Raw genomic sequence first — 26,114 nt, 5'->3', positions numbered from 1 at the left:
CCTGTTTTCCTTAATTATTCCTCATTCTAGGATCAAGGAACCGAAACGCCATTTCGGTGAGCCAAACCACAAAAAGCCGGAATACCAGTAACCAGAGGGTAAGGCCCACCAGAACCGGATAATCTGCCGAAAGGATAGACTTTGTTAGCAAACTGCCAATGCCAGGTAGGGAAAATGTGATCTCCACCACTAATACCCCAGCCATCAACCCAATTATTACCTCGCTGAGAATGGTTAAGCTGGGAAGCAAGGCATTAGGCAGCAGGTGTTTTCTAAGCGTTTTTACAAAAGTAAGCCCTTTTGCCAAACCCGTGCGATGATATAACTGCACCGACTGCTCTTCTAAGCTTCTATGAAATTGCAACGTGAGATGGGGTATAATCAGGAGAGAAACACAAACACTCCCTAAGAGCACTGCCGGGTTCGATAAAGTCTGAAGACCGTTCTCTTCCGCCTCAAAGGGGAGAGGCGCTAAAACTGATCCACCTACTATTAAAAAGATACCAAAGAGAGACAACGCTATTAGAAACGCCGGGATACTGTCTAACCCGTATAGAAACTGGCGTAAGATATAGGAAAAGGAACTATTAGAGTTTTCTGTGAGGAACATGCCTGAGAAGAAAGAAATGGTGACTGCTACAGCCAAACCCATTGCCCCCACCACACAGGAGAGTACGGCTGCTTCTTTTATTTTAGAAGAAACCGGTTCGTAATCCTGAGTCGACAATCCTAAATCGCCACGAAGTATCTGAAGTATCCAGTGGTGGTATACGTTTTCAGTCCCATTCCATTGAAAGACAGGTAAAAAGTAATAGAAAGGAGACGTTTGCTCATTTAATTCTTTTAAAGAAGAAAGCAACCGGGTAGATGCTGATTCTGCAGATGCTGCTAATACCCGAGCGGCCACCTTCAGCATAGCGGCTCTTTCTTCCGGTAAATCACTGCCTGACCACTCAAGTAATATGTTTTGTAGTTCTAGCTTATGGGCAGGAGTAGCTTTTTGTCCCCATTTTTGCCAGGTCCTGTGGACTTCAAGTGCCGGCACTTTGCCATGCCATAAAACCGCCTTCGTCATCCAAGCTTGATCCAGAGGATTTGGATTGATCTGTTGGGCTAATTTTTCCCCGTACAGGAGTACCTTGAAGTAAAAAAGAGGTTTATCTAACCCTGCTCTTCTAAGATAATCGGCCTTTACCCTTTCCTGGGTGGCAGCGTCTGAGGCTCCATAGACAGATAGATCCACTTCTCCCATGCCTTTTGGGGTATGGGCAGTTGGAAGCAATCGGCTCATCAAAAAGACAAAGGAGGCCGTTAGCCAGAGGGAGAATGCAAATTTCAGTACCTGAAGGGAAGCCTTCACCAATGCCATTCCCTTCTTATTTTTTTAAAGTCACCCTATTCACATCATACCCTGGCTTCAAGCCTGAAACAACCACGGCATCAAGCCTTTTGGAAACTGCAATTTTGTTTTTCTGGAAGTATAGAAACACCAGATTGCTTTCCTCCTGCATTTTCTGTTGAAGGGACTTCAGTAAAGCCGCTTTCTCCCGAGTGCGCTCCTCTTTCGCTATTTTTTCTAGGAGAAGATCGGTTTCTGCAGTGCCAAAGCCCGTTACGTTTCCGCCGCCTTCTTTGGCATTGGACGTGTGTAGAATAGGAATCAGGTTATAGGAGAAAGGATTGCCTACTAGGGTTCTGAAGTAAAGGTCAAATTGCCCGCTTTGGAGCCTGTCACTAATCTGGCTGCTCTCAAGTGCCTGGAGCGTCACAGGTATCCTTAAGGCTTTAGCGTTTTGCTGAAACAAAACGCTCATATTTTCAAAGTCTGTATTACCAGCTCTGTGCATTAAATTCAGCTCCAACTGGCGTACTCTCCCATCTATCTTCTTTTGCCAACCGGTAGAGGTTTGTTCCCAACCGGCAGCCTTCAGCAAGGACTGTGCTTTTTGCTGATCAAATCTGATGGGGGTAAGCGATGAGTTGTAAAATTCCTTTTCCTGGGGATGAACAAAGCCAACCGTCTCTGTTGCCAACCCACCCAGAACCGAGTTGATGATCTGTGGTATATTCAGGAGATGGGACAGCGCTTGCCGGGTGCCACGGTCTTTCAAAAGCGGGTTTCGCCCGTTCATTCCCATGAAAACAAGTTCGTAAGAAGTTGGGGAGTAGAAATGGTAGAGTTGCTGGTACTTTTTGTCTTGCCGCATCTCCTGAAAAGAAACCAACGGAATATTATCCATCACATCTAATTGCTGCGCCTTCAAAGCCAAAGTTGCAGCCGCGTTGTCTGGCATGACTTGGTAAACCAGTTTAGAAGGATTGGCCATTAAGGCACTATTAGAAGTAGAAGCAGCTTTCTGTCCCCACCAAGTCTTTTTCTTTTCTAAGAAAATAGCTTGGCCAGAGTTCCACCGCTTCAGAAGGTACGGCCCACTGCCTTTAACCAAGGAGGTATCCCTTGCCATGGCGGCCCTGTTAATGGAAGAGGCTAACGTTTTAAAAGTTGGGGTTTGCGCCAAAGAGTCAAATTTCTCCCTAACTAATCGGTATGATACCGCACTAAGTGTACCCTTTGGGTCAAACTGGTACCTTGGAAGAATGAAAAAGTCACCCGTCATTAACTTCATCTCTGGGGTATAACCTGAACACACCAGGGTAAAACTTTTGGGATCACCGGCAGAGATTTCTATGTCTTTGATGAAATCATATTGTGCCCGCCAACGCTCATTATCTAGCAGAGGGCTGTGTAGCAACTTCAGGGTGAAAGCGACGTCTTGCCCCGTAACAGGAGTCCCGTTATCCCACTGTGCTTCCGGACGGATGGAGTAAGTAAAGTAGGAGAGGGTATCTTCACGCTTAATAGTGGGAAGGTTTGCCGCCAAAAGGGGGTTGATAGTTTTGTCCGCAATATCTACCGTTAAAAGGCTTTGGTAAATATGATTAAGAATCTGCAGGGCAGGGGCGTTGCCGTAGCTGAGTGGGTGTAAAGACTCTGGGTCTTGGGCAAACCTAACTTTGATTGCTGTTTCTGAAGTAGAAGGAGAGCAGGCTAAAAGCCATAAAAAAAACAAGCTAAGGCTCTTTGCGCAGTAATTTTTCATATAGAGCAAGAAGTTCAGGCTAACGCCATGCTCAATATTACAAAACTTGCCCCAATAAGCCTTGGCTTGTTTTCTAAATACATGAAGATAGAAGAAATCTATCTTTATACTATCTGGATAGAACGACTAGTCTCTTGTATCCCAAGTACCTGATCCGCCATAACCAGCTTCACCTTGTCCAGAACCTCCAATAGTAGAAGTAGTGGTAGTAGTTGTTTGGGTGGTGCTGGCCGAGGCAGCAGTAGTAGATGAGGAGTTTTTATCCTTATCTTTATCTTTGGTAACTGCAGTATTTCCTGTTAGAACAGCGATTTGAAGAAGCAGAGCGAGGAGTAATTCTACCATGACTTATTTAGTTTTTAAGTATATAACAAAATTGGTAAAAGACGCATCTGGATGAAAGGAAAGGTTAAAGCCTCTCGTAACTATAATTAAAACAATAAAAAATATAATAATAATCGTGGCAAACTTGTGTGCAGTTTTTAAAGGGGTATTTTAGCTCTTCTTACTTTTAAAAAACTTTAAAAAAATAGTTTTTCAGATATATAGATTCTTTAAACTTATAGAAAGTATTAGAAGTTGCTGAACGTAATATATGAATAATAGCCTTGCAGTTTGTAAATGGAGGAGTTAAAGAAGATTATACAGATAATTGAAAAAAGAGGAGGTATTTCAGCACAAGTTTTTACCAATAATTCTAAAGAGAAGCGCCTGTACCAGGAGGTAGTAAAAGGCCGGATAACCGATGAAACTACCGCTAAAGCAATTCTTTACTCCGGAAACGATGATAAAGATGGGCTGAAAATGATCAAATCCAGGTTGAGAAAAAAGTTAATGAACCAGCTTTTTCTCATGGATGACAGAAGGGAAGGTCTGCCAAGCTCACATATGGTAGAGCAGCATTGTTTAGCCAAATTTTACCAGGCAAGGGTTCTAATGGATGCCGGCGGAAACGATATTGCACTTCCTTTATTGAAACAGGCTTTAGCCAAAGCCATCGAATTTGATTTTAATTATATAGCCGCCCTTTGTCTAAGGCTTATCTTACAATCTTGTGTTAACTTAAAAGAAAAGGCTTTCTTTTATAAAGCCATCAATCAATTAAGCGAGCTTAATCCAAAACTTGCGGCCGATCAGGAATCTGAATTGCTTTTCCTGCAAGCGAATATTGAACTAAGCCATTCTGTTGTGGCCAGAAAAAGCTACCTGGAGAAAATTGAGGAGGTGCTAACTAAAATGCTGCAATTGTGGCAGGAGGCCCAGACCTTTGAAACATTTCATAACTACTACCGCCTTTCTATCTGGTTTCACGAACTAACCGGTGATTTTGATAAAATAGTGCTTTTGACCAATATGTCTGAGAAACTGCTGCAAGAACAAAAAGTGGTAGCCAACAGAATAGATATCAGGTTTAATAAATTCATTCAGGTGTATGCTCACTTAAGGGCAAAAAAACTGGAAGAAGGTTTAGTACTTGCTAATAACTACTTGCCATTCTTTACTCCAACTAGTAATAACTGGTTTGCCTATATGGAGAATTATACCTTATTGGCAATTCACGCAAAGAAGTATGAGGTAGCGCATATGTTGCTCCATCAGGTTCAGGCCAATCCATTCATAAAGAAAATTAACAAGTTAGCCCAAGAACGGTGGACTTTGCTGGAGGCTTATTTGCAGTTTATAGCCCCTCAAGCGGAAAACCCCCGCAAATGGCAAACCTTGGTGCATAATGCCCCATCTTATAGCAAGGATAAAGAAGGCTTCAACGTTGCTATTCTTGTCCTGCAAGTGATGTACTACCTGGAGATAGTAGATTATGAGGCGTTAGAATACAGGGTTGACTCCCTGAAAAAGTATGCCCAGCATCACTTCAAAGACAGCTTTAGTGAACGGAGCCGAATCTTCTTTAAACTTTTAACGGTTTTGGTACGGTCCAATTTTGAATACTCTACAACGCAGAAAAAAGGTCAATACCTGTACAGCAAACTCCAGCGAACCCCAACCCCTGGCGATGCTTATGCAGAAATTGAAATCATTCCCTATGAGCACTTATGGGAACTGGTTTTAGACAGGATCAAAAAAGCTGCGCTATTCGCTAAATAGATAGGCCTGCAATTACCTTAACCTTCAACATCAAACAATCACTAACCACTTAGAGTTTGTTTGATGTTGAAGTAAAAACTAAAATTGTATGCGATATCCCAGATAGGGATAAATACCGAGTTGGTAATACGTCCTAGCCTCATTGGCTTCCATATTCCAGCCTTTATAAAGCTCATTTTTATTATTGAGAATATTGTCAGCAGCGGCAAAAATCCAGTGGGTAGTTTTTGCGGTATTTAACTGATAGGAGATTCGTAAATCCGTTCTGAAGTAATTCCTAAGCTGTGGCTGGTAGGCCCTTTTAGAATCGTAGATTATCTTGTCTGAGGGTTCATTCTTTGTTCTTTCATCATCAATTGGGATGTACCTTCTTCCGCCAGCATAATTTACTCGTAGGTCAAGAGACAAATGGTGCCTGTTATCCTGATCCAGGTTTATTTCTTTACCAATTAATACGTTTGAAATAAACCCAATGCTAAAGGCCGTTTGCCTTTCCTTCCCATCACCCCCGGTAAAGGTTGACTGGAGCAAAGACACGTTACCTAAAGCGTAAAGCCCATTTTTAAGAAAACGTTCTGCCGTAAATTCAAGTCCATAGTTTTTACCTTTTCCCTCACTAACCACGCTGTCTACCGTTACAAAGCTGTAATCTGTTCCTAAGTTGAGCATTGAGAAAGCCTCTTCTCCGGTTCTTTTACTAACTGGTACTTTATAATGGTGTTGATAGTATCCTTCTGCTTTGAAGCGCCAACTATTATTAATGGTATAATGGTACCCTAAGACCACTTGGCGACTTCTGGTAAAGTCAAGTTGGTTGTAAGGCTGGTTGAATTCTGGTTTTTCCTGAGAGAAGAACCGGTATTCATAATAGACCAAAGGTTGGGTTTGGCTATGCAAGCCCGCAGACACATAAAGTTTCTGATTATCGGTGACAAAGTAATCCAAAGAGAGCCTGGGTTCCAGGGCAATCCTACTACCAATGGAGAACCTTTGGGTGTAAAGTCCCGCCTGAACGTCTATTCGGGGAGTCAGGGAGTACTTAGAAAGTAAGTAGCCCTGCATCAGGGAGGCAGCTCCTTGTGCATCTAAAGGAATCTCGTATACCTCCCTTTGGTCATGGTACATGATTTCCTGGTTGTTGTAGTACATTTTCTGCCAGGTAAAACCACTTTTGACCAAGAGCCGATTGAAGGGTTTGTGGGTTACATTGAACCGGGTAATGAGTTGCCTTTCGTAGTTGCGTAAGTAGTAGAATAGGAGGGAAATGTGGTTCCTGTAAGTGGCAATGCTAGTGGCTTCTACCTGGCTCCCGGAGGTGGAAACAATCAGTTCCGTAACTGTTTTGGGTATTCTTGAGAAAGTATGATGCACCCCAAAAGCATACATCTGGTTGTTTAAAGTAGGTTCTAGCCTGTACCTTACTTTTCCCCAGGTGGTGGTGTCTTCATCAATGTCATAGATAGTAACGCTGCTGCTACCCGCAATGCCCCAAGCAGAGAATTTTCCCACTTTGGGGGTAGGCAATACAATCTTAAAGGAGCCGTCCTGATACCTGGGAAGGCCTTCGTATCCAATATTAACGCCAAGCTTCTCCAGTGGCCGGAAAGTGAAAAGACGCATGCTCCCCAAAAAGGAACCTCCCCATTTCTTTACCAGTGGCCCCTCGGTGACCACTTCCATTCCGTTTAAGCCTAACTGTAAAGTGTTTTCTACTTTCTTATTGTTGCCCTCCCGTAATTTAATGTCCATCACGGCCCCGATCCGGTTACCGTATTCAGCCGGAAAAGCACCGGTTAAAAAGTCTGAATTCGCCAGCAGGTTGTTGTTCAACATACTGAAGGCACCGCCGGTATTAGGAGTGAACGTAAAGTGGTTGGGATTGGGAATTTCAACCCCTTCCAGGCGCCAGAGAACTCCTAAAGGAGAGTTCCCCCGAACAATAAGGTCATTCCGTTGGTCCGAGGCACTGGAAACGCCTGCGTAATTGGCTGCCATCCGGCTGGGGTCTTGCCTGGAGCCGGCAAAGCGGTTGATTTCTTCTGTTCTTAAGGTATGGACACTAGAAGAGATAAGTAGGTTCTGGGGCAGTGTTTTATCCCGCTCCGCGATCACCACCACCTCGGCTTGTTCAATGAAACTTTCCTCTAATTGGGCGGTGATGACGGTTTCTTTTCCCGATACCACCATGATATTGGAGATTTCCCCGTCTTTGTACCCCAGGTAAGTTACTTTAAGGTAGTGCCTACCAATGGGCAGGTGCTCAAAGGCAAACGAACCGTCTGAATCTGTGCTAACCGCTCTTACTGGATCAACAGACAACAACTGAACCGTTGCTCCAATCAATGGGGTTCTAAGACCGGCATCAATAACCAAACCCCGTAACGTTTGGGTGTAATTTTTTAAGGTATAGCTGCTGCTTTCAATCCCTGACTTAAGTTTAAGCACTATCTGTTCACCAATGATTTGGTAGGAAAGACCTGCGCATTGACAGAGTTCATCCAAAGCCTTCTCTAAAGGGAGTGAGGAGGCTGAGCAGGAAACGGGTGCCTTTAAAGGTAATTGGCTATTGCTGTAAGAGAATTTGATGGAGTACCTTTTCTGTAAATCTAGTAAAGCCTGCTCTAAGGGTTTGTCCTGGTATCTAAAGGAAACCAGTTTTTCAGAAGGCAATAACTGCGCTTCTGACCTCAAAGAGAAAAAGATCAGGTAAAACGCACTAAGGTATGTACAGAAAAGTCTTAGCAATGCCTGAAATTCGGAAGAATTAGTAGATATGATGCTGAATATTACTGGTTCGCTAATTTCCGTATTTCATGATTATTTCCAAAATCGTATAATTAAAATATAGTAAAATTTATAAGCCACAGCCTCTTCTTTTGAAGAGTACCTGAAATATGAGTGCACTTTGTTCAAGTGGGTTTTACCTGTATTTTCTAAAACAAGGCCCAAACGGAACTGGAACCATAAGCCTTAGTTTAGGCCTTGTTTAATAGATATGACCTTTAAATGTAAATTGAGGCAGAACTATTAAAAAAGTAGGGCCTATTAGCCCTTAGGAGTAAGTAGCCTTGTGCTGGGCAAAGAAAAAGCCAGCCCTGGTTCTTTCAGGGCTGGCTTTTTAATTGTCATTGATTACTTTACCCGAACCCGTGGTGAGGGTGGTGATCAGGTAAGGATGTCCCCGGTAGTAAATATTGCCGCTTCCTTTAACCGTGGCATCCAGAATTTGATTTACCCAAATTTGTTGGTGCCCAGATCCGGTAGAGGTGGTGGTGGCAGTATCGGTATGGAGAAAGTACCCCAAAATCTTTCCGGAACCGCTTAGGTTCGTCTCCAGATTAAAAGCAAATCCTTCCAGATCCACGTCACCCGAGCCAGAGTTTTGAATGATCATCCGGTTGACGCTTCCAATATACCTGATCGTTCCAGAGCTCGCCAGATGAATCTTTAATGGATTGGAAGACGGAACCGCCTGAATTCTCATCAACCCTGATGCCTTCATTGCGGCTGTCTCCAGGTCTGGCATGGAGATGTATATTTTGGTGTCTTCCTCTGAGTAATCCAGACAAGATTCAGATCTGATGATAAGGGTGTTTCCCTCCACTTCGGTCTTAATCTCCGGAATAAGGTTCTCAAAACTTTCTACTTTCACCTCTACTCTGGACCCTGAGGTAACATACACGTTACCTCCCAGGCGCATGTCCACTCCATTGAAAGAAGCAACATCCCTGGCTTCAGTTTTGATCTCACCGTTGCCATTTTTGCAAGGCCCGGTGCCTAAGATGTCACAAGCGGTTAAAAGGGCGAAAGAACAAAAAGTTGAAAGCGTATAGAAAACAACTCTTAGATACATATTGGTACTAAAAAAGACCTTGGCTGATGAGTCTAGCGGCAACCTTCACCATCAATGGTATAAGATCCTTTTTCTGTACGGTTGATTTTGAAGTCAGAGGAAGCTTTCAACACTGAAAGGATTTCACCTAACTCTGGGTTCTCAAACGTTCCGGTAAAGGTACATGCCTGCAGATTCTGGTTAGGAACCTCCACAGAAACTTTGAAATATTTTTCTAACTGATTTGCTACTTCTTTGATAGAAGTGTTTTTGAACTCCAATGCCCGCCAGGTAGAGGTGCCTGTTTTCATGGTCTCTTTGCGGTCTAGTTGACCGTTAGCTGAAAGAACACCGGTGTACCCGGGAGTCAGTAGAACCTTTTTGTCTTCTTTGAGGGAAGAGAAAGCCACTTTGCCGGTGACAACAGCCACAGAAACTTCAGACTCATTCTTTACAGCCCTCACGTTAAAGGAAGTACCCAAAACTTTGGTTTGAGCATTACCGCTTTTCACAATGAAGGGCTGATCTGGGTTTTTCCTTACTTCAAAGAATCCTTCGCCTACCAGTTCCACCTCTCGCACTTCTCCCTTGAAAGCCGTATGGTACCGAAGGGTGGAGTTTTCATTTAAGGTTACCTGGCTGCTGTCGGGTAAGTAGATCAGTTGTCTCTGGCCAGCGGCAGTGGCTACCTGAGTCCAGGCAGTGGAAGAAGAAGTATTAAACTGCAAATACCCCATCCAAGCCAAACCAGCTGCTAGTACAAAAGCGGCGGCATACTTGTATAGGGTATTCCATGGGAAAAGCTGTCTTTCAACGGTATCTCCTTCGTGGGTTTCAGGCTGGGTGTTCTCTGCCGGAATGAGGGGGATTACTTTCGTTTCAGGGGTGAAATCTGCTTTGGCGCAGAATTTAGACCAGGCTGCCTCCGTGTCGGGTTGGAAGGAGAGGTTCTGCTCAGTTCCAACTTCATCCCAGACTTCAAGAGCTTCGGTCCATTGTTGCGTGTGGGCGTCATCTTCGTTCAACCAGGAAGTAAACTCCTGTTGTTCTTCTTCTGTCAGCTCCCCTCGCAATGCTTTCGCCATCAAGACCCATTCCGGGTTCTCGTGGTTATTAAGTTTTGTTTGTGTCATGGTAGTGTTAGTGTCGTGGTATCTATCTAAAAGACAGATAAGGAGGAAGAAACCCCTACGCCCACTTCAATAATTTATTAAGCTAATGTGATGGTTTTATTGCTTACACTAAGGTTGTTATAAAAGAAGAAGTTAAGAAAAACACCAGGAGGTGTTCTCGTAAAATCCTGAGCGCTTTTCCCATTTGATTTTCAACCGTTTTTGGGGAAAGCTGCAACGTTTCGGCAATTTCTTTATAAGTTAATTCCTCAAAACGGCTCATTTCAAAGATAAGCCGGCACTGGGGCGGCAACTCATTCAGTGCCTGCTGAATACGACCCTCCATCTCGGTTCCGGCCAGTAATTCCATGGTGGTATTGGCGGAGAGGGAGGATTCAAAAGGGGTGGTGTCTTCAGAAAGGACCAACCGCTTTTGCTTCTCAATGTAATTCAAGGCCTGGTTCGTCACCGATCGGACAAGGTAAGCTTTGTAGGAGGTGCTAATCTCCAGAACCTCGCGGTTCTGCCAGATTTTACAAAAGACTTCTTGCACTAAGTCTTCAGCAGCCTCGGTGTCTTTGGTGAAACGCACGGCTGTCCGGCACAGTAATACGTAAAACTGCTTGAACAACGTCTCCATGAAGAGCGTCTCATTGGTTTTGAGCAGGACGTGCAATTCCTGGTCTTGGGTAAGTATAGGTGTACCCATAATAGTAAGGTTAAGTGTACTGCAAAGATATAAGAACCTGAATGTCATCCTATATTTTCAACTAAAAATCAAAGAAACATAGGGGTGTTTTTGAGTATTTTGCTTAACTAGAACTCAAACTGTCCTTTTCAAAGGCAGCCCTGACCTTATGACGCAAACTACTGTGAAAAATGACCCTAAAGTGATGAGAGCCTGGTGCTTTTATGACTGGGCCAATTCTGTTTATTCCTTAGTAATTACCACGGCTATCTTTCCCATCTACTATGTCGCCCTTACCAAAGGGGACAATGGAGACTTGATCAGCTTCTTCGGATTTGAGATCTCGGCCTCGGTGCTCTACAGCTATGCCTTAACCGGTGCCTTCCTGACCATTGCTTTTCTAAGTCCTCTACTCACCGCCATTGCCGACTACGGCGGGAACAAGAAGAACTTCATGCGGTTTTTCTGCTATATGGGATCCACCGCCTGTATGGGGCTCTTCTTTTTCACCCAAGAGACTCTTTCTTTGTCTATTCTCCTCTTCATGGTGGCAGCCATAGGCTTCAGCGGGAGTATTGTGTTTTATAATTCTTACCTACCCGAGATAGCTACCGAAGAAAATTTTGATAAACTGAGTGCCCGCGGTTTTTCCTTAGGGTACATTGGCAGCATGATTCTCCTCATCCTTTCCCTGGCTCTGGTTCTTTTCCCGGGAGCAGTGGGCATAGAAGACGATGGTCTGCCAGCCCGAATCTCATTTCTGATGACCGGCTTGTGGTGGTTTGGCTTTTCGCAGTACTCATTTGCCTACCTGCCAAACAACAAGAATCCTAGGGAAAAGGAGGGAAGTTATCTTCTGAATGGCTTCAAAGAATTGGGCAAAGTAGTGAGAATGCTGAAGGAGCTACCTTTGCTGAAACGTTTTCTTCTGGCTTTCTTTTTTTACAACATGGGGGTGCAAACGGTAATGTACGTTGCCTCTTTGTTTGGATCCAAGGAACTTAATCTGCCTGACACCGCCTTAATAACCGTTTTATTGATCATCCAGGCGGTAGCAATTGGCGGGGCTTATTTCTTTGCCTGGCTTTCGGGCCGGATTGGGAATACCATGGCATTGGTATGTGCCGTAATCGTGTGGGTGGGGATCACTATAGGAGCTTATTTCGTGACTACCGGTAACCAGTACTACGTGCTGGCATTTGTGGTGGGTGCTGTCATGGGAGGCGTGCAGGCGCTTTCCAGGTCCACTTACAGCAAACTTTTGCCCGAAACAAAAGATCACGCGTCCTTCTTTAGTTTCTATGATATCTGTGATAAAGTTGGTCTGGCCTTAGGTACGCTGGCCTTCGGGATAACCGAGCAGATCTTTGGCTCTATGCGTAACAGTATCTTAACCCTGCTAGTGTTTTTCGTAATTGGGCTGATAGCGCTGTTCTCCATCAGAACCAAGAAACTAGCCCCAGTAGTGGCTGCAGGTTAATTCAAGATCTCACCTAAACAGAAAGGGCACCCCTTCACGGGTGCCCTTTCTGTTTATAAGTTGTTTTAATTATAAGAAGCCTAAATCTACTTTTGCCCGTAAACTTTCTGACCATTAAAGTAAGTGCTAATTACTTTGACTCCTCTTATTTTCTCTGGTTGAATGGTCATGATGTCTTGGTCAAGAATCACGAAGTCTGCCATTTTACCGGGTTCAAGGCTGCCTTTCTGGTTTTCCTCAAAGTTGGCGTAGGCGGCCCAGATAGTGGTTCCACGCAAGGCTTCTTCGCGGCTCAAGGCGTTCTCCATCTGAAACCCTCCGGAGGGGTAGTTTTCAGCATCTTGCCGGGCTATAGCTGAGTGAAAACCATATAACGGGTTAATATGCTCGACTGGAAAATCGGATCCTAATGGAATCATGTTGTTTTGCTTTAACAAGGCTTTAAACGCATAGGCGTGTTTCACCCGGTCAAGGCCCAACCGTTCGCTGGCCCAGTACATGTCTGAGGTGGCGTGGGTAGGTTGCACCGAGGGCAAAATGCTGTACTTGCCAAAGAGCGGCATATCAGCGGGGTTTACGACTTGGGCATGCTCAACCCGCCAGCGGCGGTCGTTCTTGCCTTTGAGCAGGTTGCCATAAATCTGCAGAATCAACCGGTTGGCTGAATCACCTATGGCATGCGTGTTCATTTGGAAGTTATGCTGATACAGCTCGGCTGCTAGATCTTTGTATTCCTGAACCGACTGTAACAAGAAACCCGTTTCATTTGGTTTATCAGAGTACGGGTGAATCAGGCAAGCCCCTCTGGAACCTAAAGCTCCATCGCCATATACCTTGAAAGAGCGAATATTCAGCCGGTCAGAAGTGTAAGGGCCATTTTTAAAAAAATGGCTTTTGTTTTCAGGGGTAGGGCTAAGCATAGCATAGATTCTTACCCGCAGTTCATCTTTTTTCTGCAGAGAATCCAGTATGTCTATGGCGTTTTTCGGGAGTCCTGCGTCTACAACGGTGGTTAAACCCACTTCGAACAGGTTCTGCTCTGCCTCTTTCAGTGCCGCCGTTATTTCCTTTGCCGAAGGTGAAGGCACTTTACTGTACACCTGATCTACAGCTTTGTCTACCAGTATGCCCGTAAGTTTACCATTCTTCACTTCAACTAAGCCGCCGGTTACTTTAGTCTGAGGGGTAATGCCCGCAAGGTCCAATGCTTTCTGGTTAGCCAATGATGCGTGTCCATCTACCCGTTCAATCACCACCGGAGTATCTGGAAAAAGTTGGTCCAGGGTATCTTTGGAAGGGAACTGTTTTTCTTTCCAATCGTTCTGATCCCACCCTCTACCAACCAGCCAGGCTCCTTCAGGATGTTCTTGGCGGTGTGTCTGTAGGCGCTGTATTACTTCAGAAAAGGAAGTGGTGCCCACCAAATCGGCTTCTCTTAACCCTAAGGCATACCCGTAGAAATGGGCATGCGCATCTATCAACCCCGGGTACACGGGCTTGCCTTGGGCGTCTACCTCTTCTGTGGCTTTATATTTCTGCCGAAGGCTTTCTGAGGTGCCCACCTCCAGAATTTTGCCGTCTTTCACGGCAATTGCCTGAGCTTTGTCAAACCCTTGGTTTACGGTGTACACATTGGCATTGTACACCAGCAAATCAGCTTTTTGGTTATTACTGCAAGAAGATAGAAGGGCAAGTCCCATTAGGGCGGACAAACCCAGGTAACTCCACTTTTTATTCATAGCGCAGGTGTTTCACTGATTCTCCGGAGTCACGCAACTCCAGCAAGGAGTCAATGCCGATCTGGAGGTGTTTGCTCACGTAATCAGAGGTGATGCGTAGGTCACTTTCGGCGGTTTTCACGCCGTCTGGGGTCATCGGGTTGTCAGAAACTAATAGCAAAGCTCCGTGCGGAATATCGTTCATAAAGCCAACCACAAAAATTGTAGCGGTTTCCATGTCCACCCCAAGCGCCCTGATGGAACGCAAATACTCCTTGAACTCCTCATCATGCTCCCAGACCCGGCGGTTGGTGGTATAAACCGTTCCGGTCCAATAGTCCATCTCGTGTTTTTTGATCATAGACGAAACCGCGCGCTGTAAACGGAAGGAGGGAAGGGCCGGGATTTCTGGTGGAAGGTAATCATCTGAAGTACCCTCACCCCTGATTGCCGCGATGGGAAGTATCAAATCTCCCAACTTTGATTTCTTCAAACCGCCACACTTACCCAAGAAAAGAGCCGCTTTGGGCTTAACCGCCGAAAGCAAATCCATCACCGTTGCGGCCATGGCGCTTCCCATTCCGAAGTTGATGATGGTAATGTTCTGCGCGGTTGCGGTTTGCATGGGTTTGTCAGAGCCTTTGATTTCCACTCCAAACTGATCGGCAAACATGACCACGTAGTTAAGGAAGTTGGTCAAAAGTATGTACTCCCCAAATTCATTTAATGGCCTGCCCGTATACCGGGGAAGCCAATTCTCAACAATCTCCTGTTTGGTCTTCATAGTTTATTTTGGTTCTATTTTGAGAAAAGCGGCCTGAAAGCACCTGTTCAACTCCTTAGTTAGTACTTTTGGAGCATGGAACAACTTTCTTTGCCTGCATATTCTTACAAACTTAAGGATTCTGGGGGTAAAACATTTATTCTGGACCAGGTACGCCGAAAATATGTGCTTCTAACCCCAGAGGAATGGGTGCGGCAACACATCATCCACCTGTTACATGCGCATCTGCAATACCCCTTGGCTTTGATGAGTGTGGAACGAGGAACAAAATATAACTCTCTGCAGAAGCGCACTGACCTGCGGGTGTATTCTTCAGACGGGACCCCACTGTTATTGGTAGAATGCAAGGCGGCCCACGTTCCTATTACGGAAGCCACCATTAGGCAGGTTGCCGTTTACAACCAGACCATTGCCGCTCCTTATTTAATGGTAAGCAATGGCCGCGAACACTTTTGCTGGCACGTACAGGCAGAAACGAAGCAAATAACTCCTATTGCCGTTTTGCCTTCATTTCCGGAAATCAGCCCTGAAAGGGAAGGTTGAAGAAGAACTCTCTTTTTGAGATCTTAAAGTTCAAGATTCTACTCATTAGGTGGACTCGGTTAATGATTACCGTTCTTTAAGAGTTTAGGTACTTTAGTTGTTGTAGGATCAACAGATTTCTCATAAAAGGCCATAAAAAAAGGCGGCTCCCATTTAAATAGGAGCCGCCTTTTTTTGGTTATTATAATTAAGCCAGTACTTCAGCTACATCTGTTAAAGGCAAGTTGAAGGCTTGGGCAACACCTGGGTACACCACTTTACCATCTACTACGTTCAAACCAAGTCTTAACTCTTCGCGCTCTTGGCAAGCTTGTTTCCAGCCTTTGTTGGCCAGTAATAAGGCGTAGGGAAGAGTAGCGTTGGTAAGGGCCAACGTAGAAGTGTAAGGCACCGCACCTGGCATGTTGGCCACGCAGTAATGTACTACGTCGTCAATAATGAAGGTTGGGTTCTCGTGAGTAGTAGGCTTGCAGGTTTCAATGCAACCTCCCTGATCTACCGCTACGTCTACTAATACGGTTCCTGGACGCATGTCTTTCAACATGTCACGGGTAATCAAGTGTGGAGCTTTTGCACCTGGGATCAATACCGCACCAATAATCAAATCTGCATCCTTAATGGCTTCTTTGATGTTGTAGTGGTTAGACATCACCGTTGTCACGTTGGCTGCCATGATATCATCCAGTTCACGTAAACGCTTCAGGCTGATGTCCATAATGGTTACGTTGGCGCCGAAACCAGCTGCAATTTTAGCCGCCTGGGTACCTACAATACCTCCACCTAAGATCAGAACGTTGGCAGGCTTCACACCTGGTACACCACCTAACAAAATGCCACGGCCTTTCAAAGGTTTCTCTAAGTATTTAGCACCTTCCTGTGGAGCCATGCGGCCGGCGACTTCACTCATTGGAATAAGCAAAGGCAACGAGCGGTCTTTCAGCTCAACGGTCTCATACGCAAGGCAGGTGGCTTTGCGCTCAATCATGGCATGGGTTAGAGGCTCATAAGAGGCAAAGTGGAAGTAGGTGAACAATAACTGGCCTTCCTTGATAAGGGTATATTCCTGTTCAATTGGTTCTTTTACTTTCACAATCATCTCGGCGATGCCGTACACTTCCTCAATGGTAGGAAGGATGGTTGCTCCAGCTGTGGCATATTCCGCATCTGAGAAACCACTGCCTTCACCGGCAGTAGCTTGTACATAGACGGTGTGCCCGTTTTTTATAAATTCCGCCACGCCACCGGGGGTGAGGGCCACGCGGTTTTCGTTGTTTTTTATCTCCTTCGGAAGACCAATAATCATTGTGTGATTTTTTATAAGGTGGTGAAAAAGTGCACAAATATACACCAACCTCCTATGAGATTTGCAACCTCATCCTTATTTTAATTAACGTTTGTTTGGCAAAATTTCGTTTTTATAGCCCTTTTCTAAAAAGATGCTCAAAATAAGCGAAACAGGTGGTAGAAAGGAAAAGGCATAAAAAAAGGCAGCAACTACGTTACTGCCATTAGTACAAAATAAAACTATGAAAAAACTATTTAAAAGGCACTGACGCCTTGTTGACCTTAACTGAACTTTGTTTTGCTAAGCTTTCTACCACTTTGGCTTTGAGGGTAAGGGTGGTAGCTGAACCTGTAATATCATTAGAAAGCAGAGTTACTGCCTCTATTCTGTCCTGTAACACCTGTGGGCTATAGGTAAGTTCCAACTTTGCAGATTGTCCTGGTTTTACCACCGAAGGGCTCATCTTGAAGGCCACACAGTTACAAGCAGTCTGTAAACCAGTAACGTTCAAATCTGATTTGCCAGTATTTTTGATGCTGAATTTTGCAGTGGCTTTCTGTCCTTTTTCCAATTTACCGAAGTCATAAGTGGTACTAGCCACTTCAACCTTAGGAGAATTGGCTTTTGCCTCGGCAGAAGCTGTGGAAGAAGGAGCGGGAGTGGCACTCTTCTGAACTACCGTTCCTTTAATGAACAAAGACTTAGTTTCTGGGTTGGCGTTAGAGGTAACAGTTAGAGTTTTGTTGAAAGCACCCGGGCGACCAGCGCTGTTGTAACCGGCTTTCACAACACCTGTTTTACCAGGTAAGATAGCTTCTTTAGGCCATTCTGGGGTTGTACAGCCGCAAGAGGCCTGAACATGGGAGATAATAACCGGCTGATTTCCAGTATTCTTGAATTTGAATTCGTATACGGCTTGTACGCCTTCGGTAACGTTGCCGAAATCATGTAAGTCTTTTTCAAAGGTGAGCACACCCTGTGCTGAAACCATTCCTTGGGTAAGTACCGCCAAGGCTAACGTCAGGAAAAGATAGATTTTTTTCATAATTTTTTAATGATTTGCTTCGGTTTTATAGCCCAGTCAGTGAGCAAAACAAAAATAAGAAAAATTAGTTCGGATAACTACACAAAATCGCTGGTTTGAGTAGATCACGCGCTAGATGCATTTGAAATTAGGGTAAAACTTACGTAGTTTTGACTTTAAAAATCCTTATAGGACCTTATAAAATAACGCATGCAAACCGTTGAACGGATTACTCAGCTTTCCCTTACTAAAGAAGAGATGTTGCAAGACTATCGCATCGCTTGCGAGAGTCGGCAGGCCAGTTTAACCGGCCGAAAGGAAGTTTTCATGGGTAAAGCCAAATTCGGAATTTTCGGAGACGGAAAAGAGGTGGCCCAATTAGCCATGGCCCGGTTCTTCCGTCCCGGTGACTTCCGTTCGGGTTACTATAGGGACCAAACCTTCATGTTTGCCATCGGCGAACTTACCGTTCAGCAGTTCTTCGCCCAACTCTACGCCCACACCGATGTAGAGGAGGAGCCTTCCACTGCCGGCCGTAGCATGACGGGGCACTTTGGTACCCGCTTGTTGGATGATGAAGGAAAATGGAAGCCACAAACCACTGCCAAGAATTCCTCGGCAGATATATCGCCCACTGGAGCGCAGATGCCTCGCCTATTAGGGTTGGCCTATGCCTCTAAATTATACCGTCAGAACCCAGACCTGCACCAATTCACCGACTTTTCTAGAAACGGGGACGAAATCGCCTTCGGGACCATTGGCAATGCCTCTACCTCAGAGGGAGTGTTCTTTGAAACCATCAACGCTGCTGGGGTTTTACAGGTGCCCATGTTGGTTTCCGTTTGGGACGACGGCTATGGTATCTCAGTGCCCGCCCACTACCAAACCACCAAAAGTAGCATTTCTGAGATTCTGGCCGGTTTCCAGCGCGAAGCCCCGGGTGAGCAGGGTTACGAGATCTTTAAAGTAAAAGGCTGGGATTACGCCGGCTTGTGCGAGGTGTACCAACAGGCCACCCAAGTTTGCCGCGAACAGCACGTACCCGTTTTGATTCACGTTGAAGAAGTAACGCAGCCGCAGGGACACTCTACCTCAGGATCGCATGAGCGTTATAAATCAAAAGAACGCCTGGCTTGGGAGGAGGAATACGACTGTATCAAGCAAATGCGGAATTGGCTTATCACCAACGGGTACGCCGATCATGCAGAGCTAAACCAGATTGAGGCAGAAGCGAAAGAAGCGGTGCGTGTTGCGCGGGCTAATGCCTGGGCTTCTTTTAACGCAGCCATTCAGGTAGATCATAAAGAGTGCCTTACCTTACTAGAGCGGCTTTCAGGCAGTTTAGAGCAAAACGCCTCTGAAGTAGCCGCCATCCGGGAAGAATTAAGCAAAACCCTGAATCCCCTTCGTTCAGATGCTATAAAAGCCGCCAGAAAAGCCCTGCGGTTTGTGCGCCATGAAAGAAGCGCCGCCAAGCGGGATCTGGTGAAATGGTTAGAAACCGTACAGGGCGAAAATGCCGAGCGCTACAACTCGTATCTGTATAGCCAGTCAGATGAGTCTGCCTTGCTAGTAGAGGAAATTAAACCTGAGTACACCGCAGACAGTCCACTGGTAGATGCCCGCGAAGTGTTGCAGGCCTGCTTTGACGCTGCCTTAGCCCGGGAGCCCCGTTTGTTTGCTATCGGCGAAGACGTGGGGAAAATTGGCGACGTTAACCAGGCGTTTGCCGGCTTACAGGATAAATATGGCGAGCTGCGGGTTACGGATACCGGAATCCGGGAGTGCACCATCGCTGGACAAGGAATAGGAGCCGCCTTAAGAGGACTTCGTCCGATCACCGAGATTCAGTACCTGGACTACTTGCTGTACGCGATCCAAATTCTAAGCGATGACGTGGCCAGTTTGCAGTACCGGACCAAGGGTGGCCAGAAAGCCCCAATGATTGTCAGAACCCGTGGACACCGTCTGGAAGGCGTGTGGCACTCCGGTTCTCCTATGGGCATGATCTTGAACAGCTTGCGCGGGATGCATGTCTTGGTGCCTCGTAACATGACCCAAGCCGCTGGTTTCTACAACTTGCTTTTGAAATCAGATGAACCTGCTTTGGTAGTGGAGTGCCTCAATGGCTACCGTTTGAAAGAGCGGATTCCAGCCAATATTGGGGAGTTCACGGTGCCTCTGGGCATGCCCGAGGTATTAAGAGCCGGTACTGATATCACCATTGTTACCTATGGTTCAATGTGCCGGGTAGTGATGGAGGCCGCAGAGCAACTGCAAAGCGTGGGCATTTCTGCAGAAGTTGTTGACGTACAAACCCTTTTGCCTTTTGACATCGAGCATCAGATTTCAGATTCTATACGGAAAACAAATCGGGTTCTGTTCACCGATGAGGACGTTTCTGGCGGAGCCACCGGGTTTATGATGCAGAAAGTGATTGATGAGCAGGAGGCCTGGCGTTGGTTAGATTCTAAACCAGCTACCCTTTCAGCGCAGGATCACCGTCCATCTTACTCTACCGATGGAGATTACTTCTCTAAACCTAGTGCCGAGGATGTATTTGAAAGAGTTTATGCGATCATGAACGAAGTGGATCCAAAAGCTTTTCCGTCGCTGTACTAATCAGACTTCTTCATCATAAAAAAAGCCAGTGGCTCGCTTCTTTGAGGCGAGCCACTGGCTTTTTGAAGTATCTAAGATTACTTCTGAGAAAATAGGATTACATCTGAAGTAGTAACAGTCTGGCTTGAGTTTTTAGCCCTATCAAAAATCTTTACGTCAAACCTGATCGTATCACCTGCTTGAACGGGGCTGTTCCTGTCCTGAAAAATGGCGAGGCTATACCGGATATCTCCTTCTAAAGGCTCTTCCCTTTCTTCAGTAGAAACCCTAGGGAAACGGCCGTTGTAGTTGATGGGGTTTCCGTTGATCATCACCCTTTCATAACTGCCATTTACCTTTTTATAAATGTTGCATATAAAGTTATGGAAGTATTGCCCATTAACGCTGAAATCACCTTGAATGTCTTCTGGGTATAAGGTTTCTGAGAGGCCCAGGTTCCCGTCTCCGTCTTGGAACCGTACTACTATTATCAAAGAGTCATAAGTTCTGTTAGACGCATTTACCAGGGTGCGCTGCTCAATCCCTCTGAAAGAGAGGCTAGGGGCGAGGTCAAAATCTGGTTCATCGTAGCACGAGGTTAACCCCAGAGAACCAAGAACAAAGGCTAAACCAAAAAGGAGTCTATGTTTTTTCATAGTGAAATTATGAGCACCTAAGGTACAAATCCTAACGCGCACTTGCTTACTTTGTTGTATAATTTAGCACCTAACCCATGGGTTTTTCCGAAGAGTACAAAAACGATCTCCTTCAGTGTGGTCCTCAGGATTTTGAGGCTGCCGCGCTTCAACTGTTCAATTATCAAGCAGAAAATAACCCGGTCTACCAAGCCTATTTAACCCATCTTAGAAAGGAGGTTAACCAAGTTAAAGAAATCAGCCAAATTCCTTTTCTGCCCATAGAGTTCTTCAAAACACATACGGTACAATCACACCCATTCACCCCTCAGGTCATATTCAAGAGCAGCGGCACCACTTTACAGCAACGAAGCCAGCACTTTGTAGCCGATCTAGAGTTCTACAAGCAGCATGCCCAGCACTTGTTTGAGGAAACCTATGGTGCTTTAAAGGGGTGTGTGGTGTTAGCTTTATTACCCTCTTACCTGGGGCAAGGAGATTCCTCTCTGGTGATGATGGTAGATCATTTTATCAAAACTACCGGTCAAAGCCAACCGGGTTTCTACCTCAGAAACCACCAGGAGTTAAGAGAAGCTGTGAGGGAGGCCAAAGCAGCCGGTCAGAAAGTATATCTGTTTGGGGTGACGTATGCCTTGCTTGACCTAGCAGAGGAACTTGACTCACCTGAATTTGGGGGAGTAACCATTTATGAAACGGGTGGCATGAAAGGTCGCAGAAAGGAGATGGTTCGCGAGGAACTGCATGCGGTGTTAACCAAAGCGTTTGGGGTAGAATCCATCCATTCTGAGTACGGCATGACAGAACTACTTTCCCAAGCATATTCCATGGGTGAAGGTATTTTCAAGCCGTCACGTACGCTGCGGATCTTAGTGCGCGATGTCAATGACCCGTTCTCTGTCACCAGTGAAGCGGGCTCTGGCGGGGTTAATGTGATTGATCTTGCCAACGTGGATTCCTGTGCTTTCATTGAAACGAAAGACTTGGGTAAACTCTACCAAGATGGCACTTTTGAAATCATGGGCCGGTTCGATAACTCTGATATAAGAGGATGTAACTTGATGGTAGGTTGATGTTTATAGGGTGTTTAGTGAAATATAGCTTTTAAACGGAATGGCCTCTCAGTTTACTGCTGAAAGGCCATTCCGTTTAAAAAGCTTTTTAGTGAAAGTCAGTTATTTGGTATAAGCTTTGGCATCATCCTCGGTGATGGTGTCCTCGCTCATGATGACCAGGCGTTCCACCACGTTGCGGAGTTCCCGAACGTTGCCGCGCCAGTCAAGGCCTTGTAGGTAAGTCAAAGCCTCTGGAGTAATTTTCTTGGGCTTGTTACCGTAATCGCGGGCTACGTCTTGCAGGAACTTCTCCACCAGATCAGGAATGTCTTCGCGGCGTTCATTCAATGGTGGTACATGAATTAGGATTACGCTGAGGCGGTGGTACAAGTCTTCCCGGAAGTTCTTGGCCCCAATCTCCTCCAGTAGGTTCTTGTTTGTGGCTGCTACCACGCGCACATCCACCGTAATGTCTTTGTCTCCGCCCACGCGGGTAATTTTATGCTCCTGTAAGGCACGCAACACTTTCGCTTGGGCAGACAAGCTCATATCCCCAATTTCGTCCAGGAAAAGAGTACCACCGTTAGCCTGTTCAAACTTCCCGATGCGCTGTTTTACTGCCGAAGTAAAGGATCCTTTCTCGTGCCCGAATAGCTCACTTTCAATTAACTCACTAGGGATGGCGGCACAGTTTACCTCTACCAATGGTCCTGAAGCACGGTTACTTTGCTCGTGCAGGGAGCGGGCCACCAGTTCTTTCCCGGCACCATTAGGTCCCGTGATCAGGACGCGGGCATCCGTGGGTGCAACTTTGGCCACGGCCGATTTAACCTTGCCCAAGGCAGGCGAGGAGCCCACCATTTCGTAGGTCTTGGAGATTTTCTTCTTGAGCGTTTTGGTTTCCGTGACCAAAGAAGCTTTGTCCAGTGCATTGCGTACCGAAACCAGGAGTCGGTTCAGATCTGGGGGTTTTACTAGAAAATCATACGCGCCTTTTTTGGTGGCTTCCACGGCCGTGTCAATGGTGCCATGCGCCGAGATCATGATAAAGGGAGTATCTGGGGTAAGGATGGTGGCCCGCTCCAGTACTTCCATCCCGTCCAGCTTCGGCATTTTGATGTCACAGAGCACAACATCGTATTTGCTTTTCTGCAGCATTTCCAGGCCTCGCTCACCGTCCTCAGCTTCGTCAACCGTATAGTTTTCGTACTCCAAGATTTCTTTCAGGGTGTAGCGGATGCTACGTTCGTCATCAATGATCAGGATTTTGGGCATGTGTTTTCTTGTTTATCGTGCCAACGGCAAAAGCGTAAGCTTTATTTCCGAGGCATACGCGGGAATGAACCTATTGGATATTTTGGATCCAATTTTCCAGAATCTGCCCCAAAACCGAGGCGGAAGGAAGCTTAAAAGTATAAAACTTTAAGCAGTTGGCAAGAGGAAGGTCAGGCCTGTTGGGAAACTTCCAGCAGTGCTTTGATTCTTGAAGGGGAAGCGACCATGCTCCCGTATTCCGTTGACAGCGGAGTGCCTCCCATGGGAACCTCCTCCCTTTGAAAGATCATCCTACTTGTCACAAACTCCCTGGCCGAGGCATGAAATTCCTGAGCACCGGTCTGCTCCAAAAGTGGGGAGAGGTTCTGTTCATTGATGCCGCCGCCAGGTAAAATGATCAGGTTTTCTCCCGCCCTTAGAACCAGTTCTTTTATTAATCCAGCTCCCTCAGGAGCGGATGGTTTCTGTCCGGAGGTGAGCAGGCGGTCTACCTTTAGGTGAAGCAGGTCTTCCAAGGCTTTGAAAGGGTCTGGCGTTAAGTCAAACGCACGGTGAAAGGTGACGCTTAAAGGGCGGGCCAAATCAATCAGTTCCTGGGTACGGGGCACATCTATTTTTCCATCAGGGAGCAAAATGCCCAGTACCACGCCATCGGCTCCCAGTTGCTTAGCTACCAAGATGTCCTGCTTCATGACCTCAAACTCCAGCTCTGAGTACAGGAAATCACCGCGGCGGGGCCGGATGAGCACGTGCAACCCAATGGAGATATGCTGACGGCACAGCTGGATCATACCGGCACTGGGAGTGGTGCCACCTTCCACCAAGTTGTCACAAAGTTCTACTCGGTGGGCACCTGCTTCCTGCGCGGTAATGGCCGATTGCACCGAGTCTACGCACACCTCCATTAAAACTGGTTTACCCATTATGGCTAGAGTTTATATTTAGCGTCCAGCAATTTATTCGTTTGATTGTCGCGTACGGCATAATTGAACCCGCGTTGGATGCAGTAGCCGCCGTATTCGCCCTGCTTGTTGATGGCTATAAAGCCTACCTGAAGGTCTTTCACATTCTTCTGTTTCTGAATAATGCGCTCCACCGCTAACCGGCAGGCTTTCTCAGGGGAGTTGCCCTGGCGCATCAGCTCCACCACTAAATGGCTGCCCACCATGCGTATTACGGCTTCGCCTAAACCAGTAGCCGTGGCCGCGCCAATCTCATTGTCTACAAACAGACCAGCCCCGATGATGGGAGAATCCCCCACGCGGCCTTTCATTTTATAAGCAGCTCCGCTGGTCGTGCAGGCGCCGGCTAGGTTTCCGTGAGAGTCCAGCGCTAGTAAGCCTATGGTGTCGTGGTTCTCAATGTTAATGACCGGCTTGTACTTAGACTCTTTCAGCCAGTTTTTCCAGTCTTTTTCAGATTCAGGCGTTAAAAGGTTTTCTTTCTTAAAGCCTTTGGAGAGGGCAAACTGCAGCGCTCCGTCGCCCACTAGCATCACATGGGGCGTGTCTTCCATCACCTTGCGGGCTACCGAGATAGGGTGTTTGATATGCTGCAGATACGCCACCGAGCCGCAGTTGCTGTCTTTGTCCATGATGCAGGCGTCCAGGGTTACATTTCCTTCTCTATCCGGAAACCCGCCGTACCCTACGGTGCGCACATTAGGGTCTGCTTCGGGCACCCGTACCCCGGCTTCCACGGCATCCAGTGCATGGCCATTCTGGGAGAGAATCTTCCAGGCCGCTTCGTTGGCAGGCATGCCGTGGTCCCAGGTGGAGATGACCAAGGGTTTGTTCTCTTTGCCTTTGGGCAGCGTGCCGGAAAATGCCCGGTGAATAGGGTAGAGGCCGCCCACAAAGGCGGTACTAAGCGCGGATAGACGAAGGAAGTGACGTCTGCTTTTCATGGATGAGTTTGTTTGTAGGTCTTTATAAGGGAAGAAGCAATTAAGCATATTTTATGCCTCTTTTCAGGAAACCAGGCAAAAAGCGTAGCCAATATTTATATGATGGGTGTTTTGGCCCTATTAACTCAGATGAAGCAGCCCCTCCAGCACAATCTGCGCCTTACTTCTCACCTCCAGCGTGTGTTCATCTTTGATGGTGAGGTTCAGGTATCCGCCCCGCGCTGAAAGTTGATAGGCCTTCATCTCTTTCGTGTGCAGCCGATCATACCAAAACTTAGCCAAAACGCTATGCGCCGAACCAGTCACTGGGTCTTCATTGATGCCCACCCAAGGCCAGAAGCAGCGGGAATAGAAATCAAACTCTGGTTCTTCTGATTTAACCGTGACAGCTAATCCTTTAACCTCAGGCACATCATGCAGCAGTTTGGGAAAATTTGGCTGTAAGTTGAGGAGTGTTTCTTTATCGGACACCTCCAGAACCAGTAGTTGAATAGCCTCGGAGAAATAGATTTGTGAGGCTGTTGGCAAGCCCAGCGCTTCAAGCAAGCCAGGCAGCGGCGGATGCTCTTTGTAGTCAAATAGAGGAAACTGCATGAGGATTTCCAGCCCTTCTTTCACGGCGTGCAGCATCAGATTGTGGTGTGTGACAAACGTCACTTTCTCCAAGCCAAGCTTCTCCAAGACCAGTTTAGCCGAACCCAGAGTGGCATGCCCGCAAAACGCAATTTCTACTGTAGGAGTGAAATACCGGATGTTGAATTCCCCATCATGGCCGCTTGAAGGAACCAAGAAAGCCGTTTCAGAGAGGTTCAGTTCAGCGGCAATGGCTTGCATCTGCTCTACTTGTAAAGGTGCGTCTAGCAAGCAGACTCCGGCCGGGTTTCCTTTGAAGGCTTCCTCTGTGAAGGCGTCTATGATATAGGTTTTGATGTGCATGAGTACGGTATTGGCGGT

General features: G+C 46.3%; 21 protein-coding genes and 1 pseudogene. 5 read left to right on the top strand and 17 right to left on the bottom strand.

Annotated features, from left to right (window positions below; all coding sequences use genetic code 11):
* Positions 1-10: 10 nt before the first annotated feature.
* From ACW9SV_RS13830 to ACW9SV_RS13820, 3 genes are all read right to left on the bottom strand, one after another.
* Positions 11-1,369 carry an ABC transporter permease gene (locus tag ACW9SV_RS13830; protein ID WP_479557355.1) on the bottom strand — a complete coding sequence of 453 codons (1,359 nt, stop codon included), beginning with the start codon at positions 1,367-1,369 and terminating at the stop codon, positions 11-13.
* Between the two features lie 7 nt (positions 1,370-1,376).
* Positions 1,377-3,101, bottom strand: a complete 1,725-nt coding sequence (locus tag ACW9SV_RS13825) for an ABC transporter substrate-binding protein (RefSeq protein WP_479557354.1) — start codon at positions 3,099-3,101, stop codon at positions 1,377-1,379.
* Between the two features lie 126 nt (positions 3,102-3,227).
* The gene (locus tag ACW9SV_RS13820; RefSeq protein ID WP_479557353.1) at positions 3,228-3,446 is read right to left on the bottom strand and encodes a hypothetical protein; all 219 of its coding nucleotides are present in this window, start codon (positions 3,444-3,446) and stop codon (positions 3,228-3,230) included.
* A gap of 276 nt (positions 3,447-3,722) precedes the next feature.
* Between ACW9SV_RS13820 and ACW9SV_RS13815 the strand changes: the two genes are divergently transcribed.
* Positions 3,723-5,204, top strand: coding sequence for a hypothetical protein (locus tag ACW9SV_RS13815; RefSeq protein WP_479557352.1), 1,482 nt, complete (start codon positions 3,723-3,725; stop codon positions 5,202-5,204).
* Between the two features lie 78 nt (positions 5,205-5,282).
* Here the strand turns inward: ACW9SV_RS13815 and ACW9SV_RS13810 are convergent, their stop codons facing one another.
* From ACW9SV_RS13810 to ACW9SV_RS13790, 5 genes and pseudogenes are all read right to left on the bottom strand, one after another.
* Positions 5,283-7,649, bottom strand: a complete 2,367-nt coding sequence (locus ACW9SV_RS13810; protein ID WP_479557389.1) for a TonB-dependent receptor — start codon at positions 7,647-7,649, stop codon at positions 5,283-5,285.
* A gap of 9 nt (positions 7,650-7,658) precedes the next feature.
* Positions 7,659-7,874 (bottom strand): annotated as a pseudogene (locus ACW9SV_RS13805) (DUF4974 domain-containing protein); the annotation flags it as partial.
* 448 nt (positions 7,875-8,322) lie between these two features.
* The gene (locus ACW9SV_RS13800) at positions 8,323-9,057 is read right to left on the bottom strand and encodes a head GIN domain-containing protein (protein ID WP_479557351.1); all 735 of its coding nucleotides are present in this window, start codon (positions 9,055-9,057) and stop codon (positions 8,323-8,325) included.
* 32 nt (positions 9,058-9,089) lie between these two features.
* The gene (locus tag ACW9SV_RS13795; protein WP_479557350.1) at positions 9,090-10,169 is read right to left on the bottom strand and encodes a FecR family protein; all 1,080 of its coding nucleotides are present in this window, start codon (positions 10,167-10,169) and stop codon (positions 9,090-9,092) included.
* Between the two features lie 103 nt (positions 10,170-10,272).
* Complete coding sequence (locus tag ACW9SV_RS13790) at positions 10,273-10,857, bottom strand: RNA polymerase sigma-70 factor (RefSeq protein WP_479557349.1); 585 nt, start codon at positions 10,855-10,857, stop codon at positions 10,273-10,275.
* A 148-nt stretch (positions 10,858-11,005) separates the two neighbouring features.
* On the opposite strand from ACW9SV_RS13790, the gene ACW9SV_RS13785 reads away from it, so the two are divergent.
* Positions 11,006-12,316 (top strand): MFS transporter, encoded by a 1,311-nt coding sequence (locus ACW9SV_RS13785; RefSeq protein ID WP_479557348.1) that lies wholly within the window; start codon positions 11,006-11,008, stop codon positions 12,314-12,316.
* Positions 12,317-12,402: 86 nt separating this feature from the next.
* Here ACW9SV_RS13785 and ACW9SV_RS13780 read toward each other — a convergent pair whose 3' ends face one another.
* A complete protein-coding gene (locus ACW9SV_RS13780; protein WP_479557347.1) occupies positions 12,403-14,055 on the bottom strand; it encodes an amidohydrolase in 1,653 nt (550 codons plus the stop codon).
* Positions 14,048-14,818, bottom strand: a complete 771-nt coding sequence (locus ACW9SV_RS13775) for an AMP nucleosidase (protein ID WP_479557346.1) — start codon at positions 14,816-14,818, stop codon at positions 14,048-14,050. Before ACW9SV_RS13775 ends, ACW9SV_RS13780 begins: the two co-directional genes overlap by 8 nt.
* 75 nt (positions 14,819-14,893) lie before the next feature.
* Between ACW9SV_RS13775 and ACW9SV_RS13770 the strand changes: the two genes are divergently transcribed.
* A complete protein-coding gene (locus ACW9SV_RS13770; protein ID WP_479557345.1) occupies positions 14,894-15,361 on the top strand; it encodes a type I restriction enzyme HsdR N-terminal domain-containing protein in 468 nt (155 codons plus the stop codon).
* Between the two features lie 187 nt (positions 15,362-15,548).
* Here ACW9SV_RS13770 and ald read toward each other — a convergent pair whose 3' ends face one another.
* Together ald and ACW9SV_RS13760 are read right to left on the bottom strand one after the other, a co-directional pair.
* Positions 15,549-16,664 carry an alanine dehydrogenase gene (gene ald / locus ACW9SV_RS13765; protein WP_479557344.1) on the bottom strand — a complete coding sequence of 372 codons (1,116 nt, stop codon included), beginning with the start codon at positions 16,662-16,664 and terminating at the stop codon, positions 15,549-15,551.
* Between the two features lie 232 nt (positions 16,665-16,896).
* On the bottom strand, positions 16,897-17,691 hold the full coding sequence (locus ACW9SV_RS13760; protein WP_479557343.1) for a DUF1573 domain-containing protein: 795 nt from the start codon (positions 17,689-17,691) through the stop codon (positions 16,897-16,899).
* A 189-nt stretch (positions 17,692-17,880) separates the two neighbouring features.
* Here ACW9SV_RS13760 and ACW9SV_RS13755 point away from each other — a divergent pair, with 189 nt between their 5' ends.
* Positions 17,881-20,292 carry an alpha-ketoacid dehydrogenase subunit alpha/beta gene (locus ACW9SV_RS13755; protein ID WP_479557342.1) on the top strand — a complete coding sequence of 804 codons (2,412 nt, stop codon included), beginning with the start codon at positions 17,881-17,883 and terminating at the stop codon, positions 20,290-20,292.
* Between the two features lie 77 nt (positions 20,293-20,369).
* Here the strand turns inward: ACW9SV_RS13755 and ACW9SV_RS13750 are convergent, their stop codons facing one another.
* Complete coding sequence (locus ACW9SV_RS13750) at positions 20,370-20,927, bottom strand: hypothetical protein (protein ID WP_479557341.1); 558 nt, start codon at positions 20,925-20,927, stop codon at positions 20,370-20,372.
* A gap of 77 nt (positions 20,928-21,004) precedes the next feature.
* Between ACW9SV_RS13750 and ACW9SV_RS13745 the strand changes: the two genes are divergently transcribed.
* A complete protein-coding gene (locus tag ACW9SV_RS13745; protein WP_479557340.1) occupies positions 21,005-21,997 on the top strand; it encodes an acyl transferase in 993 nt (330 codons plus the stop codon).
* A gap of 102 nt (positions 21,998-22,099) precedes the next feature.
* Here ACW9SV_RS13745 and ACW9SV_RS13740 read toward each other — a convergent pair whose 3' ends face one another.
* The 4 genes from ACW9SV_RS13740 to ACW9SV_RS13725 form a co-directional block, all read right to left on the bottom strand.
* Positions 22,100-23,254 (bottom strand): sigma-54-dependent transcriptional regulator, encoded by a 1,155-nt coding sequence (locus tag ACW9SV_RS13740; RefSeq protein ID WP_479557339.1) that lies wholly within the window; start codon positions 23,252-23,254, stop codon positions 22,100-22,102.
* Between the two features lie 170 nt (positions 23,255-23,424).
* Positions 23,425-24,177, bottom strand: a complete 753-nt coding sequence (locus ACW9SV_RS13735; protein WP_479557338.1) for a copper homeostasis protein CutC — start codon at positions 24,175-24,177, stop codon at positions 23,425-23,427.
* A 5-nt stretch (positions 24,178-24,182) separates the two neighbouring features.
* Positions 24,183-25,160, bottom strand: a complete 978-nt coding sequence (locus tag ACW9SV_RS13730) for an isoaspartyl peptidase/L-asparaginase family protein (protein WP_479557337.1) — start codon at positions 25,158-25,160, stop codon at positions 24,183-24,185.
* A gap of 120 nt (positions 25,161-25,280) precedes the next feature.
* A complete protein-coding gene (locus ACW9SV_RS13725) occupies positions 25,281-26,096 on the bottom strand; it encodes a PhzF family phenazine biosynthesis protein (protein WP_479557336.1) in 816 nt (271 codons plus the stop codon).
* Positions 26,097-26,114: the final 18 nt, after the last annotated feature.

It is taken from the genome of Rufibacter sp. JT20002 (genome assembly GCF_056491185.1).
Note: the sequence above shows the minus strand (reverse complement) of the source record. Positions and strands in the feature narration are given on the sequence as shown.

Excerpts from the sequence above, each read along its gene's own strand:
- ACW9SV_RS13830 (WP_479557355.1), bottom strand. The coding sequence starts at position 1,369 with ATGGCATTGGTGAAGGCTTCCCTTCAGGTACTGAAATTTGCATTCTCC.
- ACW9SV_RS13825 (WP_479557354.1), bottom strand. The coding sequence starts at position 3,101 with ATGAAAAATTACTGCGCAAAGAGCCTTAGCTTGTTTTTTTTATGGCTT.
- ACW9SV_RS13820 (WP_479557353.1), bottom strand. The coding sequence starts at position 3,446 with ATGGTAGAATTACTCCTCGCTCTGCTTCTTCAAATCGCTGTTCTAACA.
- ACW9SV_RS13815 (WP_479557352.1), top strand. The coding sequence starts at position 3,723 with ATGGAGGAGTTAAAGAAGATTATACAGATAATTGAAAAAAGAGGAGGT.
- ACW9SV_RS13800 (WP_479557351.1), bottom strand. The coding sequence starts at position 9,057 with ATGTATCTAAGAGTTGTTTTCTATACGCTTTCAACTTTTTGTTCTTTC.
- ACW9SV_RS13795 (WP_479557350.1), bottom strand. The coding sequence starts at position 10,169 with ATGACACAAACAAAACTTAATAACCACGAGAACCCGGAATGGGTCTTG.
- ACW9SV_RS13790 (WP_479557349.1), bottom strand. The coding sequence starts at position 10,857 with ATGGGTACACCTATACTTACCCAAGACCAGGAATTGCACGTCCTGCTC.
- ACW9SV_RS13785 (WP_479557348.1), top strand. The coding sequence starts at position 11,006 with ATGACGCAAACTACTGTGAAAAATGACCCTAAAGTGATGAGAGCCTGG.
- ACW9SV_RS13780 (WP_479557347.1), bottom strand. The coding sequence starts at position 14,055 with ATGAATAAAAAGTGGAGTTACCTGGGTTTGTCCGCCCTAATGGGACTT.
- ACW9SV_RS13775 (WP_479557346.1), bottom strand. The coding sequence starts at position 14,818 with ATGAAGACCAAACAGGAGATTGTTGAGAATTGGCTTCCCCGGTATACG.
- ACW9SV_RS13770 (WP_479557345.1), top strand. The coding sequence starts at position 14,894 with ATGGAACAACTTTCTTTGCCTGCATATTCTTACAAACTTAAGGATTCT.
- ald (WP_479557344.1), bottom strand. The coding sequence starts at position 16,664 with ATGATTATTGGTCTTCCGAAGGAGATAAAAAACAACGAAAACCGCGTG.
- ACW9SV_RS13760 (WP_479557343.1), bottom strand. The coding sequence starts at position 17,691 with ATGAAAAAAATCTATCTTTTCCTGACGTTAGCCTTGGCGGTACTTACC.
- ACW9SV_RS13755 (WP_479557342.1), top strand. The coding sequence starts at position 17,881 with ATGCAAACCGTTGAACGGATTACTCAGCTTTCCCTTACTAAAGAAGAG.
- ACW9SV_RS13750 (WP_479557341.1), bottom strand. The coding sequence starts at position 20,927 with ATGAAAAAACATAGACTCCTTTTTGGTTTAGCCTTTGTTCTTGGTTCT.
- ACW9SV_RS13745 (WP_479557340.1), top strand. The coding sequence starts at position 21,005 with ATGGGTTTTTCCGAAGAGTACAAAAACGATCTCCTTCAGTGTGGTCCT.
- ACW9SV_RS13740 (WP_479557339.1), bottom strand. The coding sequence starts at position 23,254 with ATGCCCAAAATCCTGATCATTGATGACGAACGTAGCATCCGCTACACC.
- ACW9SV_RS13735 (WP_479557338.1), bottom strand. The coding sequence starts at position 24,177 with ATGGGTAAACCAGTTTTAATGGAGGTGTGCGTAGACTCGGTGCAATCG.
- ACW9SV_RS13730 (WP_479557337.1), bottom strand. The coding sequence starts at position 25,160 with ATGAAAAGCAGACGTCACTTCCTTCGTCTATCCGCGCTTAGTACCGCC.
- ACW9SV_RS13725 (WP_479557336.1), bottom strand. The coding sequence starts at position 26,096 with ATGCACATCAAAACCTATATCATAGACGCCTTCACAGAGGAAGCCTTC.